Annotated in this window: 16 protein-coding genes; 11 read left to right on the top strand and 5 right to left on the bottom strand. The window is 73.2% G+C overall.

Annotated elements, in window-relative coordinates; all coding sequences use genetic code 11:
* Positions 1-201: 201 nt before the first annotated feature.
* Positions 202-3,720, top strand: a complete 3,519-nt coding sequence (locus tag BKA14_RS44410) for an SseB family protein (protein ID WP_239093402.1) — start codon at positions 202-204, stop codon at positions 3,718-3,720.
* Positions 3,717-4,082: a UCP033725 family protein gene (locus BKA14_RS29670; protein ID WP_184954105.1), complete on the top strand. Its 366-nt coding sequence runs from the start codon at positions 3,717-3,719 to the stop codon at positions 4,080-4,082. The genes BKA14_RS44410 and BKA14_RS29670 overlap by 4 nt, the downstream gene beginning before the upstream one ends.
* On the opposite strand, the gene BKA14_RS29665 is transcribed toward BKA14_RS29670, so the two are convergent.
* From BKA14_RS29665 to acs, 3 genes are all read right to left on the bottom strand, one after another.
* Positions 4,079-5,002 (bottom strand): alpha/beta fold hydrolase, encoded by a 924-nt coding sequence (locus BKA14_RS29665; protein ID WP_184954104.1) that lies wholly within the window; start codon positions 5,000-5,002, stop codon positions 4,079-4,081. The genes BKA14_RS29670 and BKA14_RS29665 overlap by 4 nt on opposite strands.
* 93 nt (positions 5,003-5,095) lie before the next feature.
* Positions 5,096-5,593, bottom strand: coding sequence for a hypothetical protein (locus BKA14_RS29660; RefSeq protein ID WP_184954103.1), 498 nt, complete (start codon positions 5,591-5,593; stop codon positions 5,096-5,098).
* Positions 5,594-5,693: 100 nt separating this feature from the next.
* Positions 5,694-7,679: an acetate--CoA ligase gene (gene acs, locus BKA14_RS29655; RefSeq protein ID WP_184954102.1), complete on the bottom strand. Its 1,986-nt coding sequence runs from the start codon at positions 7,677-7,679 to the stop codon at positions 5,694-5,696.
* Between the two features lie 214 nt (positions 7,680-7,893).
* On the opposite strand from acs, the gene BKA14_RS29650 reads away from it, so the two are divergent.
* Positions 7,894-8,625 (top strand): Fic family protein, encoded by a 732-nt coding sequence (locus BKA14_RS29650; RefSeq protein ID WP_239093400.1) that lies wholly within the window; start codon positions 7,894-7,896, stop codon positions 8,623-8,625.
* 69 nt (positions 8,626-8,694) lie between these two features.
* Positions 8,695-9,168 carry an SCO5741 family PH domain-containing membrane protein gene (locus BKA14_RS29645; RefSeq protein WP_239093398.1) on the top strand — a complete coding sequence of 158 codons (474 nt, stop codon included), beginning with the start codon at positions 8,695-8,697 and terminating at the stop codon, positions 9,166-9,168.
* A 404-nt stretch (positions 9,169-9,572) separates the two neighbouring features.
* Here BKA14_RS29645 and BKA14_RS29640 read toward each other — a convergent pair whose 3' ends face one another.
* Positions 9,573-10,382, bottom strand: a complete 810-nt coding sequence (locus BKA14_RS29640) for an HAD family hydrolase (RefSeq protein WP_184954100.1) — start codon at positions 10,380-10,382, stop codon at positions 9,573-9,575.
* 339 nt (positions 10,383-10,721) lie between these two features.
* Positions 10,722-11,084: an STAS domain-containing protein gene (locus tag BKA14_RS29635; protein ID WP_184954099.1), complete on the bottom strand. Its 363-nt coding sequence runs from the start codon at positions 11,082-11,084 to the stop codon at positions 10,722-10,724.
* Positions 11,085-11,300: 216 nt separating this feature from the next.
* Between BKA14_RS29635 and ssd the strand changes: the two genes are divergently transcribed.
* The 7 genes from ssd to BKA14_RS29600 all read left to right on the top strand — a co-directional run bounded on the left by ssd (position 11,301) and on the right by BKA14_RS29600 (position 16,025).
* Positions 11,301-12,371: a septum site-determining protein Ssd gene (gene ssd / locus BKA14_RS29630; protein ID WP_184954098.1), complete on the top strand. Its 1,071-nt coding sequence runs from the start codon at positions 11,301-11,303 to the stop codon at positions 12,369-12,371.
* Positions 12,368-13,591, top strand: a complete 1,224-nt coding sequence (locus BKA14_RS29625) for a TadA family conjugal transfer-associated ATPase (RefSeq protein ID WP_438861914.1) — start codon at positions 12,368-12,370, stop codon at positions 13,589-13,591. Before ssd ends, BKA14_RS29625 begins: the two co-directional genes overlap by 4 nt.
* On the top strand, positions 13,588-14,307 hold the full coding sequence (locus BKA14_RS45245) for a type II secretion system F family protein (protein WP_184954097.1): 720 nt from the start codon (positions 13,588-13,590) through the stop codon (positions 14,305-14,307). Before BKA14_RS29625 ends, BKA14_RS45245 begins: the two co-directional genes overlap by 4 nt.
* On the top strand, positions 14,304-15,044 hold the full coding sequence (locus BKA14_RS29615) for a type II secretion system F family protein (protein WP_184954096.1): 741 nt from the start codon (positions 14,304-14,306) through the stop codon (positions 15,042-15,044). Before BKA14_RS45245 ends, BKA14_RS29615 begins: the two co-directional genes overlap by 4 nt.
* A gap of 116 nt (positions 15,045-15,160) precedes the next feature.
* Positions 15,161-15,289 carry a DUF4244 domain-containing protein gene (locus BKA14_RS29610; protein ID WP_221478191.1) on the top strand — a complete coding sequence of 43 codons (129 nt, stop codon included), beginning with the start codon at positions 15,161-15,163 and terminating at the stop codon, positions 15,287-15,289.
* The gene (locus BKA14_RS29605; protein WP_438861913.1) at positions 15,286-15,645 is read left to right on the top strand and encodes a TadE family type IV pilus minor pilin; all 360 of its coding nucleotides are present in this window, start codon (positions 15,286-15,288) and stop codon (positions 15,643-15,645) included. Before BKA14_RS29610 ends, BKA14_RS29605 begins: the two co-directional genes overlap by 4 nt.
* Positions 15,642-16,025 carry an Rv3654c family TadE-like protein gene (locus tag BKA14_RS29600; protein ID WP_184954094.1) on the top strand — a complete coding sequence of 128 codons (384 nt, stop codon included), beginning with the start codon at positions 15,642-15,644 and terminating at the stop codon, positions 16,023-16,025. The genes BKA14_RS29605 and BKA14_RS29600 overlap by 4 nt, the downstream gene beginning before the upstream one ends.
* Positions 16,026-16,041 lie beyond the last annotated feature (16 nt).

The raw sequence follows: 16,041 nt of genomic DNA, 5'->3' as shown, positions 1-16,041 counted from the left end.
CTGGGCGATACGGCTACGATCAGTTGTTGATTGATCGCCTCACGCGACCGAAACGGTGTTCCGGAGAGCATTCGGACGCATACTTAGGGCTTCGACCACCCGCTTTACTCATCCGCGTACCGCCGCCCATTGTGATCGTGGCCTGACCTTGTAGGTTGTACGCGTTGAGATGGCCGCGTCGCACGGTGGGGAGAGGTGGACGTGTCCGAGTGGGAGCCGGCTACGGACGCCGAGGTCGCTATGCGCGATGCTCTGCGCACCGACGACCAGGAGTCGTACTTCCGTATTCTCGCCGGCGTCGACCTGCTCTTACCGGTGTCCGCCGACGCGCTCGCGGGTCTCGCCCCGCTCGGCTGGGGCACCTGGAGCACCGGTGGCCGCACCCACGTGCTGGCCTTCACGTCGACGGCCGCCCTCCAGTCCTGCCTGGCTGACTACACGGGCTCGGCCCGCCGCGTCCCCTACGCCGAGCTGGCCAACACCTGGCCCAATCTGGAGTGGTGGCTGGCGGTCAACCCCGGTCTGCCGATCGAGGGCTACCTACCCGCCTGGTTCGTGGCCCAGCTCTCCCGCGGCGACCTGCGGCTGCCCACCCGCGGTCCCGGCCGCGCCGACTCGACTCCCCCGTCCGGCAAGATGCAGGACCTGCAGGCGGCGGCGATGGCGGCCAACGCGGCCGCCGCCCAGAAAGACCAGGAGGCGGCCCGGCCCGGCGGCCCCACCCACGAGGGTGCCCCGATGACCGCGGCCACGGGGGCCTACCCGCAATACCCCGGCGCGGCCGCCGCTTCTTCCTACGGTCAGGCCCCGGCCGCATACGGGCAGGCCGCCGCGGCTTCCTACGGCGGCGCCTACGCCCACACCCCGGGCGAGCCCCCGGCCAGCGAACTTCCCAGCCGTACGCCCGCAGGTCAGCCCGCCGGTCTGCCCACCCGCACACCGGCCCCCGAGCAGGCACCGGCCGGCGGCCTGCCTGCCCGCACCCCCGCCTACGGTCCGGGCGGCGATCAGTCGCCCGGCCTCCCGGCCCGCACCCCCGCGGCCTATGGCCAGGGCAGTGGCGACGATTCCCCGGCCCGCTACGGTCAAGCCGCCGAGCAGGCGCCCGGCCTGCCCGCCCGCACACCCGCCTACGGTCAGGCCGCGGATCAGACGCCCGGCTTGCCTACCCGCACGCCCGCCTACGGGCAGGCGCCCGGCCTGCCTACCCGCACGCCCACCGACGGTCAAAGCGGCGGTCCGGCCGCCGAGCCGAGTGGTGGGTTGCCCACGCGGTCACCGTCGGCCCCGTTCGGCCAGGCCGCCGGGCAGGCGCCCGCCGGTGGTCTGCCCACGCGCGGCCCCGCCGCCGCGTACGGTCAGCCCGCGGCCACCGCTCCCGCGAGCGCCCCGCCCGCGAGTGGCCAACCCACGTACGGCCGCCCGGTGAGCGCGCCGCCCGCCTATGGACGACCGACCAGTCCGGCTGCCTCCGGTCACTCCTCGGTGCGCCCGGGCCAGCCGTCCTCGGCAGCCGACGCCTTCAACCGGCCCGCACCGAGCCCCGGCGGCTTCGGCCAGCCGGTCGGCGCCCCGGATAGCCCCGGTCAGCCCGGCGGTTTCAGTCAGCCTGGCGGCCCCGGTCAGCCCGGCGGCCCCGGTCAGCCCGGCGCCTACGGTCAGCCTGGTGGCGCAGGTCAGACCTCGGCGGCCCCCGCATCGCCCGCCGCACCGGCGTCGCCCGGTGAGCAGGTCGGCCCCGGTGGCCTCCCGGTCCGCACGCCCAGCACAGTGCTGCCGAGCGGCCTGCCCGCCCGCACCCCCAGCGCCGCCCCCACCTCTGGCCTGCCCGCGAGCGCCCCGCCCGCGTACGGTCAGCCCTCAACGGCCTTTAATCAGCCTGCGTCGGCTCAGCCTCCGGCGGCTTTTGGCCAGCCTGCGTCGGCTCAGCCCCCGGCGGCCTTCGGTCAGCCCGCGTCGGCTCAGCCCCCGGTAGTGCCGTCGGCCTATCAGACCCCGTCCGTCCCGCCCGCCGGTGGCCGCCCCGCCGTGGGCGAGGACCCGCGCGGCCCGCTGCAGGACCCGGACGGCGCGCTGCCGGTCCGCACCCCCATGGCGCAGACCCCGCCCGCACCCGACAACTTCAGCCCGCACGATCCCGAAGAGACGCCGTTCAACCCGAATTGGTCGGCGTCGGCTGCGCCCTCGCGTCAGGGGTCCAGCGCCCTGGCCGATCTCCCGCGCCGTCAGCCGTCCGGCGGCGGCGCCACCGGTTTCCCGCAGGGTCCGGCGTCCCCGCAGGCAGGCGGGGCGCTTCCGCCCATCTCCGCACCCCCGGCCCCGGCGAGCCCAACCGCGTACTCGGCCCCGGCGAGCCCAACCGCGTACTCGGCCCCGGCGAACCCCGCCGCGTCCTCGGCTCCGGCGAACCCCGCCGCGTCCTCGGCTCCGGCGAACCCCGCCGCGTACTCGGCTCCGGCGAGCCCAGCGGCGTATTCAGCCCCGGCGAACCTCACCGGCCGCCCGGCCATGGCTCCCGGGTTGCCGAGCGAGCCCAGCCCCGGTTTCGGCACGCCGCTGCCCCGCCGTCAGGCGACTTCGCCGTCGGATTCCCCGGTCGGCCTCACGTCTTTCCCGGCGTTCCAGACCAAGTCCGACGCCCCGGCCGCCACCCCGCCGCCGGTCATCCCCGGTTCACCCGGCAGCGACCGCCCGGCCCGGCTCGGCGCCCAGCCGCCGTTGGAGACCCGTCCGGCGTCGCCCGTCCCGCAGGGCCCGCCGCGCGAGGCCTTTGTCCCGGCCAACGACGTCGAGCAGGATCTTTTCGACGCCGCGAGCGCCCACAACACCGACTCTTTCCTGTCCACGCTGTTGCTGGCCACGGTGCTCGTGCCGGTGGCGGATCACTCGCGGCCGGGCAGTTCGCCCGGTGAGTCGGGCTTCGCCTTCCGCACCGAGCAGATCGCGGGCGAGACTTTCCTGGTCGTCTTTACCAGCCGCGACCGGCTCGCCGAGCATTTCTCCGAGCCCACCCGTACGGTCGGGGTGCGCTTCTTCGAGCTGATCCGTAACTGGCCCGACCCGGCCTGGTCGTTCGCAGTCAACCCGGACGGCCCGATCGGCGCGAAGTATCCCGGTCCGCAGGTGATCGCGCTGGCCAGCTGGGCCGCGGAGTCGGGTCTGGGCCATGACCCCGACGGCCCGGTCGAGGACGTCGCGCCGGTGCCCGCGCCCGAGCCCGCCAGCGACGACAAGCAGCACGCCACGGTCATGCAGAAGACGCTGCCGCCCGACCAGGTCGACTATTACCTGGAGCGTGGCTACGACCGGGTGGCCGGCTTCGTGCACCGCGCGACCGAGGTCGAGCATCTGCGGACGCCGGCGGAGCTGCTCGGCGCGCTGGGTTTGAGCTACGACACGTCGACGCACCAGCCGGACGCCAAGGAGGCCCACGTGCTGCGGTGGCCGGCGTATCGTCCGAGCCTTTACCGCATCCCGTACGGCGGTCAGAACGAGCAGGCGCTGCGCGCGATGGACGGCTGGGTCATCGAGCGCGCACCGTTCCGGGGCAACGGTTTCGCTCCCGGCGAGGGCCGCGACGTCATCGCCGAGTTCAAGGTGGACAGTGTCCGGCTGCCGCACGGCGCGCAGCTGTGGCGGATCGACGCGGACGGCAACGAGCGCATGATCGCCATCTTCGACAACGACGGTCCCGTGTGGCGCCGGGTGGGTGAGCAGTGATGCGTGACGGCTACGTGGTGGCTTGGCAGGGCCGCGAGTACGACGCCGCGCCCGACGGTGACAATGTGCGGATCTATCGCACCGATCCGGCTGACGGCTTCGACGAGGTGCGCCCGGGTCGTTACGTGCGGGTGCTGACCCCCGAGGAGTACGACGAGCTGATTTATGTGCGCACCACGTGCACGTGGCGGGGTGCCCCGTTCGTCGTGCTGGCCGAGGCCAACGCGTGGCTGCGTGTCGAATACACGGGTGGCCGCGCGCCGATCGCCCGCCAGCTCGGGCTGGAGGAGTTCGACTTCGGCGTCTATCAGGGCTGGGCGCCGCTGAGCGAGGTCTCCGACTTGGGTGAGCAGCGCATCTAGTTCGATTTGAGCCAGCGCAGCACTTCGCCGGTGACCACGTCGGTCGCCTCCTGGTGCAGGAAGTGCCCGGCTTCTCCGATCAGCCGCCACTCGTACGGCGCGAGCACGTAACGGCCGGAGCCTTGCGCCGTGCGGGGCAGGGTGGCCGTGTCGAGCCCGCCGTGCAGCTGCAGGGTGGGCGTGATCAGGGGTTTCTGCATCAGCTTGACGAACCGGTAGCCCTGCAGGCGCAGGGCACTGCGAAACACCCAGCGGTACGCCTCGAGCGCGCAGAACGCGGCTTGCGGGATCTGCATGGCCTCCCGGCAGCGGGCCACGTAGTCGGCGAACTCGGGTGTCTCCCTCCACTGCGGACCCGTCCAGCCGGTCATCAGCTCACCCACCAGCGCGGCGTCGTCCCGGGTGAGCACGTGTTCGTAGCGCGGCACCTGGAAGCGCAGGGCGGAGGAGGAGGCGGCGAACTGGCCGCGCGGGTCGGCGAACAGGGCCGCGCGCAGCCGCAGCGGGTGGGCCGCGCCCAGCACGACGAGCCGGTTGACGAGTTTCGGGTGGAAGGCGGCGGCGGCCCAGCCGATCATGCCGCCGGCGCCGGCCCCGACGATCGTCGCGTTTCGCTCGCCCAGGGCGCGGATCAGCCCGGTGACGTCGGCGGCCATCGTGTAGCCGTCGTAGCCGCGCGGGGGTTTGTCGCTCGCGCCGTAACCGCGCAGGTCGATCGCGACGGCTCGGAAGCCCGAGTCGGCGATGCGGGGGAGCACGTCGTGCCAGGCCCACCAGAATTCGGGGAAGCCGTGCAGGAACAGGACCAGCGGGCCGGTGCCGGCCTCCACGACGTGGAAACGGCTGCCGTTGGCGCCGACGAAGCGATGGGTCCACGGCCCGTCATCCAGCACGCACGACTCGTCCACCCGACCGCCCATGGCCTCCAGCCTAGGCGTTCGCGTCGAGCGAAGCCGCGCCGCGGCGGCAACCACCCCGCGACTGACGTGCGTCGGTGGTGATCGGGACGTAACTCAGTCGGTGCCGATCATCACGCGGTCGAGCGTCGCCGGCTTGCCGGAGCCGCAGTCGACCGGGGTCTTGCCGGGTGTGATGCGGGCCTGCACGCGGTCGCCCTTGGCGATCGGCACCGGCTTCTTCGAGTAGACCGACCAGGCCACGCCGTCTTCGCTCGTCAGCCCGTAGCAGGGGCCGGAGCCGCCCTTGGTGACGGTTGCGGTGATCGAGCCGACGCGCAGCGCGGAGAGGTCGGGGGCGGCCACACCGGCGGGTCGGCTCGGCGGCGGCAGGGGTGAGGCTTCGCTGTCGGCGGGCTGCCCGGCCGGGGTGGGATTGCCGCCGGTGGTGCCGTCGGCGGGCTGCGCCGCGCCCGGGGCGACGGAGGCCGAGGAGCCCGGCACGACGCCGGAACCGACGGCCTGGGCCTGGTCGTCGCCGTCGCGTGAACAGCCGCCGACCAGCAGCAACGCCAGCGCCAGGGCGCCTGCGACACCCGCGGTGGACCTGACCATGACTCGCACCCCCGTGAACCGAACACGCGGTCGTCCGGGACCGCGGCGCAAAGCGTAGCGGTTTCACGTCCCGTACGGGGGTGCGGAGTCAGGCCGGCCGTCAGTCCTCGGACTTGCCGGTGTTCATGCCCTTCGAGATCAGGTCCATCACCGCGGAGTCCTGCAGCGTGGTGACGTCGCCCAGCGAGCGGTTCTCGGCCACGTCCTTGAGCAGGCGCCGCATGATCTTGCCGGAGCGGGTCTTCGGCAGCTCGGGAACCAGCATGATCTGGCGGGGCTTGGCGATCGGGCCGAGCGTCTTGGCCACGTGGTTGCGCAGTTCGACGTTGAGCTGTTCGCCCGCCTCGCCCTCGGTGTCCACATTGCCCCGCGGGATCACGAACGCCACGATGGCCTGGCCAGTGGTCGGGTCGGTCGCGCCGACGACTGCCGACTCGGCCACCGACGGGTGCGAGACCAGCGCCGACTCCACCTCGGTGGTCGAGATGTTGTGACCCGACACCAGCATGACGTCGTCAACCCGGCCGAGCAGCCAGAGCGCGCCGTCGTCGTCCTTCTTGGCGCCGTCACCCGCGAAGTAGATCCACTCGTCGCCCGTGCCCGCCCCGGCGCCGAAACGCGACCAGTACGTGTCGATGAAACGCTTGTCGTCGCCCCAGATCGTGCGGAGCATCGACGGCCACGGGTCGCGCAGCACCAGGAAACCGCCGCCGCCGTTCGGCACCGACTGGGCCTGGTCGTCGACCACGTCGGCGGTGATGCCGGGCAGCGCGGTCATGGCCGAGCCGGGCTTGGTCGCGGTCACGCCGGGCAGCGGCGAGATCATCACGCCGCCGGTCTCGGTCTGCCACCAGGTGTCGACGATCGGGGTGCGGTTGCGGCCGATGTTCTCCCGGTACCACATCCAGGCCTCGGGGTTGATCGGCTCGCCGACGCTGCCCAGGACGCGCAGCGAGGACAGGTCGTACCCCGCGGGGATGTCGTCGCCCCACTTCATCATGGTGCGGATCAGGGTGGGCGCGGTGTAAAGGATCGAAACCTTGTACTTGTCGACGATCTGCCAGAACCGGTCGCGGCCCGGGGTGTCCGGCGTGCCCTCGTACATGACCTGGGTGGCGCCGTTGGAGAGCGGGCCGTAGACGATGTAGGAGTGGCCGGTGACCCAGCCGATGTCGGCCGTGCACCAGTAGACGTCGGTCTCGGGCTTGAGGTCGAAGACCGCGTTGTGCGTGTACGACACCTGGGTCAGGTAGCCGCCGGTGGTGTGCAGGATGCCCTTCGGCTTACCGGTCGTGCCCGAGGTGTAGAGGATGAAGAGCGGGTGCTCGGCGTCGAACGGCTGTGCCTTGTGTTCCGGGCTGGCCTGCTCGACCGTCTCGTGCCACCACTTGTCCTTGTCGGTCCACGCGACGTCCTGCCCCGTGCGGCGGACGACGAGCACGTTCTCGATGCTCGGGCACTGGGCGACGGCCTCGTCGACGGTGGGCTTGAGCGCCGACGGCTTGCCCCGCCGGTAGCCGCCGTCGGCGGTGATGACCAGCTTGGCGTCGGCGTCCTGGATGCGGGTGGAGAGCGCGGAGACTGAGAAACCGCCGAAGACCACGCTGTGGGTGGCGCCGACGCGGGCGCAGGCCAGCATCGCGACGGCGGCCTCGGGGATCATCGGCAGATAGATGGCGACCCGGTCGCCGGCGCCGACGCCCAGGTCCGTGAGCGTGTTGGCGGCCTGGCTGACCAGCTTGAGCAGCTCGGCGTAGGTGATCGTGCGGGTGTCGCCGGGCTCGCCCTCCCAGTGGATGGCGACCTTGTCGCCCCGGCCGGCCTCGACGTGGCGGTCGACGCAGTTGTAGGCGATGTTCAGCTCGCCGCCGACGAACCACTTCGCGAAGGGCGGGTTGGACCAGTCGAGCACCTGGTCCCACGTCTTGCTCCAGGTGAGGCGCTCGGCCTGCTGGGCCCAGAACGCGAGACGGTCGGTGGCCGCCTCCTCGTAGGCCTCCGCCTTGACGTTGGCGGCCGCAGCCAGCGCTTCAGGCGGCGGGAACTGTCGACTCTCCGATGACAGGTTCGCCAATGTCTCGCTCATGAGGGCGGCTCCTCTTCACTGCTGACCGGGGCTTCTTTGTTGCACACTAGTTGCGCCGAATAGGCACCGGCGAGGTCTGTGGACAACAGAACGCCGGATGGCGTCATGACCGCGCCGGATGACACTTGTGTGCTTGATACTGCGCGAATCTTGCCAGTTCTGAGCCCGTTTGTGCAGCCCATGTTTCGCCGGGTTTACCGGCTACCGTGTTCTCGTGGATCCACTAGCCCCGCTTCTTGACCTTGCCGATGTTGCTCCCGCCCTGGCCGAGGCTCGTGAGCGCGTCGACGCGGCGATGCGGCACCGGGCCCTGCGCCGGCACGGCGGTCAGGTGGCGGCCGAGGCCAGCCTGCGCGCGGCCGTCGCCAGTGCCGCGCTCGAAGGCAGCGTGCACGACCTCGACGACGTACGCGGGGGGACCGTCACCGATCCCGTGCTGCAAGGCGCCCTGCGGGTGGCCGAGGGCGTCGGCGGGCTGGTCGACCTGTGGCCCCGCGCGCCCCGCCAAGTGCTGGCCAAGCTGCACGTGCTGGCCGCGCGGGGCGCCGTGCCCGCGGCCGACCTGGGCCGGCTCACCGGCGAGGCCGAGCGTGTCGACATGCTCGCCGGCCTGGTCGCGGGCAATGACCGTACGCCCCCGCTGCTGCTCGCCGCGGTGGTGCACGCCGAACTGATCACGCTGCGCCCGTTCGCCGGCCCGGCCGGGGTCGTGGCCCGGGCGGCCGCCCGCCTGACCCTGATCAGCCGCGGATTCGACCCGCGGGGTTTGGTGGCCGTCGAGGTGGGGCACCAGAAGCGCGAGCCGGAGTACGTCGGTTCCGCCGGTGCGTACGCCACCGGCACCCCCGACGGAGTGCGGTCCTGGCTGCGGCACTACGCCGAAGCGGTGTCCGTGGCCGCCGGCGAGATCACCACGATCGGTGACAATGTGCTGGCGACCGTATGACCGTTTGTTGAACTGTGCGTTTGTGCTTACAGCCGAGGCGATGACCGATCGCTTCTAGACTTCAATGTCGTGGAGACGTGGGAGCGGCCTTACACGCCCGGAGCCGGACGCTGGCTGGTCATCGGCTGGGAAGCCTTCGCCCTGGCCCTGCTGGCCTGGAGCTCGATCGAGACGTTCGGACTGGGCTGGCACGGCGTACGGCTGGTGACCTGCGCCCTCGCCGTCATCTGGGTGATCGGCGCGTACCGGATCCTGCAGATGGGCGCCTACGTGAGCCCCGAGGGTCTGCGCATCCACGGACTGCTGCGCTCGCGGACGATTCCGTGGGACGAGATCGCCCACGTGCGGCTGCACGAGGTCAGTCACCGGATCGGTCCGTGGCGGATCCCGAGCGGGCTGACCGTGCTGATCGAGCGGCGCGACGGCTCGACGGTCGACACCGAGCTGTGGGCCCAGGGAGTCGACTTCCACTCGCGGCCCAAGGTCTTCCGGGCGGTCTATCGCGAGCTCCGCGAACGGCACCGGGCCGCGCTGAACGCCTGAGAAGTTCAGAGCCGGCGTCCCGCTGTGGGGCGCCGGCTGCTGCGCGTCCGGACCGGGTTATCAAGCGTGCACCTGGGTCGTTGTCGCCGGTCCACAGCCTCGCGGCTCCTCAAATGGAGCCCAGGGGGCCGCGGTCCCGTCGCAACGTGCCTGCCGTGGCTGATCGCGCGTGGGTTCCCGGTGGCCGTGCACGAAATCCGCTGCCTGCTGGCCGGAACCGGCCCCTCCGCTACGAACCTCGCTCGTTCTTTCTACGCCCGTCGCCGCATGATCGCCAGGGCTTCAGCCCGGCAAATCTGGCTTTCGGCATTAGTCAGACCAAAGGCATTCGTGCAGCTCACTGAGGTTGCGCGGAGCGGCGCGAGCACCCGCCGCAACGCGCAGAGATACGCATCGTGGGCGGCTCAAGCCGTACGGGAGAAGGTCTTGATGCGGCGGTGGCGGGCGTAGATGGCCAAACCGATGGCGGCCCCCACGCCCACCCCGAGGGCGGCGGCCGCGACCGGCACCGCGGGCCGGTCACGCAGGCGCTGACCCAGCGGGATCGGGTGACGGAACTCGAGGATGGGCCACTCGTTCTCGACGGCGGAGCGGCGCAGGGCCCGATCGGGATTGACCACGCTCGGGTGGCCGACCGACTCGAGCAGGGGCAGATCGCTGCTGGAATCGGAGTAGGCATAGCAGTCGGTCAGGTCGTAACCGCGCTCGGCGGCCAGCTCCCGCACCCCGACGACCTTGCTGGGACCGGCCGCGTAGAACTCGACCTCGCCGCTGTAACGTCCGTCCACGATGCTCATGCGGGTGGCGATGATGTCGGTGATGCCGAGCAGCGCGCCGATCGGACGCACCATCTCGTCGCCCGAGGCGGAGACCAGCACGACGTCGCGACCGGCGGCCTGATGCTCGGCGATCAGGGTGGCGGCCTCGGCATAGACGTACGGGTTGATGAGCTCGTCGAGAGTCTCGGCGACGATCTGCTGCACCTGCTCGACCCGCCAGCCCTTGCACAGCGCGGCCAGGTAGTCGCGGGTGCGCGCCATCGCCTGCTCGTCGGACCCGCCGCCCAGCCGGAACATCAGCTGTGCGTAAGCAGACTTGACCATGTCGCGGCGGCTGATCAGGCCGTCACGGTAGAACGGCCGGCCGAAGGCCAGCGCGCTGGACTTGGCGATGACCGTCTTGTCGAGGTCGAAAAACGCGGCACTGAGGCCCACGGGCGGCAAGTGTAGTCGCAAGTGGTTCATCGCCGTCGCCCGCGACGCGCGCGGTCGTTCGGCTCGTGACAGCCCGTGAATTCGGTCAGACGGGCAGCAGTATCGCACTCAGTTACAAGTCGGCACTCGACTGCGCTGCTTCTGTGAGGCATGCTTGTGCTGTTGCGATCGGGATTCATGTTGTGACGGTCGCGCCCCACCACTCAAGAACCCTCGGTGATTGCGCCCCCCGCGATCACCGAGTCGATTCGGCTCGACCCCCCCGGAGCCGAATCCTCGGACGGCCCCCGTCTCCCCCGACGGGGGTCGTTCCCTTAACTTCGGCCCCGACCAAGGCTCTCAGGCCCCGGTGGCCTGCGTCTGCTCGGCGGGTTCGGCCTCAGCCGGCTCGCCCAACCCGAAGAAGTCGCAGAGACCGGTCACGTCGAGCACGCGGCGAAAAGCCGGCGTGGGGTTGACCACGAGGAAGCGGGCTTCGATCGCGGTGGTGGCACGATAGCCCTCGATCAGGGCGCCCAGGCCGGTGGAGTCGATGAAGGTGGCGCCCCGCAGGTCGACCCGCACGACCGGCGGGGACCACTCGGAGACGGCGTCGCGCACACAGACGGCCACCTCGTCCGCATTTGAGAAATCGATCTCGCCACTGACGGACACGACGGCAGTGCCGTCGGCGTCGAGCGAACGATTGATCGAACTTTCCATGCCAACCCCATTGGTTCGTGTCCGGTCCAACATACCCAACGGGCGCCTCTTCCACGCGTCGCGTACGGCCCGGCTTCCATAGCAGATCGATCAGACGAGAACGCGATATCCACAGGCTCGCCGGTTGTCCACAGCCGGGCCCGGTCGTCCTGGCCGCGGCCACGGCGGGCGGCGAGGGTGGGCGCCACAACCGCCGCCCCGCGCTGGAGACCGCAGATGCCCGTTGCCCGCCTGCCCCTCGTCGTCACCTCCGACCCCGACCTGCTCGACGACCTGCTGCGCCTGGCCGCCGCCGGTGGCACCGAGATCGACGTCGCTCCCGACCCGGCCGCGGCCCGCCCCCGCTACGGCACCGCCCCGCTGGTCCTGATCGGCGCCGATCAGCTCGACGCGTGCCTGCGGGCCCGGCTGCCCCGCCGCTCCCGGGTCGCCGTCGTCGGCCGGGGCGAGGTCGCCGAGACGATGTGGAAGGCGGCGAACGCCCACGGCGTCGAGCACATCGCCGAACTGCCCGTCGCCGACGCCTGGGTCGTCGACCGCTTCGCCGAGCAACTCGACCAACCGGTCGGCCGGGTGCTGGCCGTGATCGGCGGCCGCGGCGGCGCGGGCGCGAGCACCCTGGCCGCCGGGCTGGCAACGACCGCGACCGCCGCCCGGCACCGCACCCTGCTGATCGACGCCGACCCGCTCGGCGGCGGGCTCGATCTGATGTTCGGGTGGGAACGGCGCGACGGTCTGCGCTGGTCCGCGCTGGCCGAGGCGGGCGGCCGGGTCGACCCGCCCACCCTGCTGGAGGCGCTACCGCATCAGGGCGACCTCGTCGTGCTCTCGTTCGATCGCGACACGACGCCGCTCGTGCCGGCCGAGGCGATGGGCGCGACCATCGACGCCGGTCGCCGGGCCCGCGACGTGATCGTGGTCGACCTGCCCCGCCGACTCGACGACGCCGGGGTGCTGGCGCTCGAGTGCGCCGACCAGGCGGTGCTGATCGTGCCGGCCGAGGTGCGGGCGTCAGCGGCCGCGGCCCGGATCGCGCGCACGGTCCAGGCCCACCGCCGCGAGCTGTCCCTCGTGGTGCGGGGGCCGGCCCCGGGCAAGCTCAAACCGCGGGAGATCTCGGCCGCGCTCGGGCTCCCGCTCATCGGCACCCTGCGACCCGAACCGGCGATCAGCCAAGGCGCCGAACGAGGGCTGCCGCCGGCCGTCGAAGGCAAGGGCCCGCTGGCCGACCTGTGCCGGCGGTTGCTCGGCGACCTGCTGGCCGGTTCCGCGGCGGTGGCGGCGTGACGGCGTACGCGGGTCTGGGCAGCCGGCTCGCGGCCTCGGCCCCGGCTGTGGCCGACCGGGTGCGGCACCGGTTCGCCGTCGACGGCGGCGAGGCGACGCCGGCCGCGGTCGTGCACGCGGTGCGCAGCGAGTCCGACGCCGCGGCGCTGGGTGACACGGCGGTGCTGCGCCTGGCCGACCGGGTGCACGACCAGTTGGTCGGGGCCGGCCCACTGGCCCCGCTGCTCGCCGACCAGCAGGTGACCGACGTGCTGGTGAACGGGCTCGCCGTCTGGGTCGACCGTGGCGACGGCCTGCGGCGGGCCCCCGTCGTGCTGGGCAGCCTGGAAGAGGTGCGCCGGTTGGCCCAGCGGCTCGCCGCCGCGTGCGGCCGGCGACTCGACGACGGCCAACCCTACGCGGACGCCCGTCTGCCCGACGGCACCCGCCTGCACGCTGTGCTGCCCCCGGTCGCGACCGACGGTCCCTACCTGTCGTTGCGCACCTTCCGGCAACGGCCGTTCCGGCTGAGCGACCTGATCGAGCACGGCACCGTCCCGCCGACAGCGGCCCCGGTGCTCGAGGCGATCGTCGCCGCCCGGCTGGCCTACCTGGTCGTCGGCGGCACCGGCAGCGGCAAGACGACCCTGCTGGCCACGCTGCTGGGCATGGTGCCGCCGACCGAGCGGATCGTGCTCGTGGAGGACGCCGCCGAGTTGCGCCCCCTGCACCCACACGTGGTCGCTCTGCAGGCCCGCACGGCGAACGTCGAGGGGGCGGGTGCGGTCGGGCTGACCGACCTGGTGCGGCAGGCGCTGCGCATGCGCCCCGACCGGCTGGTCGTGGGGGAGTGCCGCGGGGCCGAGATCGTCGACCTGCTCGGCGCGCTCAACACCGGGCACGACGGCGGGGCGGGGACGCTGCACGCGAACGCCCCGGCGGACGTTCCGGCCCGGCTCGAGGCGCTCGGGCTGCTCGGCGGGCTGCCCCGGGCCGCGCTGCACGCCCAGGTGGTGGCCGCGCTGCAGGTGGTGCTGCAGGTCCGGCGCACGGATCGGGGCAGGGTGCTCGAATCGGTGAGCGTGCTGCTGCCCTCGGGGGAGCATCGGCTGGCCACCGTGGTGCCGGCCTGGCAGCGCTTGCACGGCGCCGGGCCGGGCTCGGGGGCGCTGGCGCGCATGCTGGCCGTCCGTGGAGTTGCCGTGCCCGCGGTGCTGACCCCGCCGGTGGTGGCGCCGTGAACGGGGGACCGCTGTTGCTCGTGGCGGGGGCGCTCGTCCTGGTGCTGCCGAACCGGCGGGTGCGGCTGCCCCGGGTATCCGTTGTGACCGTCGCGCGCCGGGTTGCCGTCACGGCCGGCCGGTCGCCGCGGCAGGCGGTGGCCGGTGGGGTGACGGTCGCAGTGCTGGCGGGGCTGCTCGCGGGTGGTCCGGCGGGGGCCGCGATGGCCGGAGCCTATGCGGTTCTTCTGGGACGGGCCGTGATGCGGCGGTCCCGGCGGCGGCGGGCGGGGGCCGAGCGGGCGGCGGCGCTGGACGCTCTGGCGGGACTGGCGGCCGATCTGCGGGCGGGGTTACCGCCCGTGGCAGGGCTTCCCTCGGCGGCGGAAGCCCCAGCCGGTGACCGGCTGCGGCGGCTGATGGGCTCGGTGTGGCGTCTCGCCGAACGCACCGGCGCGCCCGCGGCCGACCTGGTCGAGCGGATCGAGGCCGACGCGCGCGCCGCCGACCGGGCTGGTGCGTCGGCCCGGGCCCAGGCGGCCGGGGCCCACGCCACGGCCATGCTGCTGGCGGCGCTGCCGGTGGCCGGCCTCGCGCTCGGAGCGGCCATGGGCGCCGACCCGCTGCGCGTGCTGCTGCACACCCCGCTCGGCGCGGCCTGCGGGCTGACGGCGGTGGTGTTGCAGGCGGGCGGCCTGCTCTGGTCCGAGCGGCTCGTCGGCGGGGTGACCCGATGACCGCGCTGTTGCTTGTGGCGGCGGCGTTCGCGCTGGTCGTCACGCCGGTGGCCGGCCGGCGGGGCCTGACTCTGCTGCGGCCGGGCCCGCGACGGCGGTTGAGTTTCCTGCGGCCGGTCCCGGAGCAGACCTCGGTCGCCGGCTCGCGGCGGCTGCGGATGCTGCTGGCGGTCCTGGCCGGGCTGGCCGTCACGGGCTACCTCGGCACCTGGTGGGGCGTCCTCCCGGGCGTCGCGGCCGGGGTGGGGGCCGAGCGTTTCCTGCGACGGCGCGAACCGGCCCGCGTCCGCCAGGAGCGCCGGGCCGCGGCGGCCGACCTGCCGCTCGGGGCCGACCTGCTGGCGGCGGCGCTGCGGGCGGGCGCGCCGGTCGACGGGGCAGCCGCCGCGGTGGCCGACGCTCTCGACGGGCCGCTGGGCACCCGGTTGCAGCGGACGGCCCGGTCGCTGGCCCTGGGCGCGGCCCCGGCCGAGGCGTGGGGGCACCTCGACGGGGTGCCGGGCGCCGACCGGCTCGTCGCCGCGGCCGTGCGCACCAGCGCCAGCGGCGGTGCCCTGGCCAAGGCGCTGGGTGGGCTCGCCGACGACCTGCGGGCGGACCGGACGGTCGCCGTCGAGGCGGCGGCGCAGCGGGCCGGCGTTCTGATCGTGCTGCCGCTCGGGCTGTGCTTCCTGCCCGCCTTTCTGCTCGCCGGGCTCGTCCCGGTGCTGATCGCGGTCCTCGGGGACGTGCTCTGACCCCCGGACCATCGGACCGGCCGCGGGCCGGTCAGCCAACCCAACTGAAGGAGAACCACGTGCGCAAACTGATCGCGAACTTCGCGCGGCTGCGGGCCGAGGCGGCCGACGCCGGCATGAACACGGCCGAGTACGCCGTCGGGACACTGGCGGCGGTCGCGTTCGCCGGGATCCTCTACAAGGTCCTGACCGGCTCGGCCGTGATGGCGGCCCTGACCGGTGTCATCGGCCGGGCGCTGAAGTGATCCGGCGCCGGCGGCCCGGTCGCGACCGGGGAGCGTTCACGGCCGAGCTCGCGGCCGGGCTGCCGGCGCTGATGCTGCTGCTCCTGACCGGCCTGGCGATGGTGTCGGCGGTGGCGGCCAAGGGCCAGTGCCTCGACGCCGCCCGCGAAGCGGCCCTGGCCGAAGCCCGCGGTGACTCCGGTGCTGCGGCGGGGGTCCGGGTGGCCCCGGCGGGCGCCACGGTCGAGGTGGGCGGTGACGGCGAGATCGTGACGGTTCACGTGCGGGCGCGTTTCCGGGTGCTGGGCGCGCAGTTGCCCGCGATCACGGTCGAGGGGTCGGCGACGGCCGCACGCGAACCGGAGCCGGTGCTGTGAGAGCCGGCGGAGCTGGTGCCGGTGCCGGGAAGGACCGCGGGGCGGCCACGCTTCTCGTCCTGGCGATCGGTTTGGTGCTGGTCCTGGCGGGCGTCTTCGGCGCGAGCGTGGGCGCCGCCCGGGTCGGCCGTCACCAGGCCCGCACGGCCGCCGACCTGGGCGCGCTGGCCGGCGGCGTGCAGGCGGTCTTCGGCCCCGGAACGGCGTGCGCCCGAGCCGCCCGCTTCGTGACGGCCAACGACGGCCGCCTGACGTCGTGCGTGGTCGAGGGCCTGGACATCGTCGTCACGGCCGAGGTCGAGGTCCGCGTCGCCTTCGGTTTCGGCGGCCGAGCGGTGGCCACAGCCCGGGCAGGCCCGGTCTACGCGCTGCCGGAATGACATGGCCGGCTCGAGC

Source organism: Paractinoplanes abujensis (genome assembly GCF_014204895.1).
Lineage (GTDB): Bacteria > Actinomycetota > Actinomycetes > Mycobacteriales > Micromonosporaceae > Actinoplanes > Actinoplanes abujensis.
This window is presented reverse-complemented; position numbering and strand designations above follow the sequence as displayed.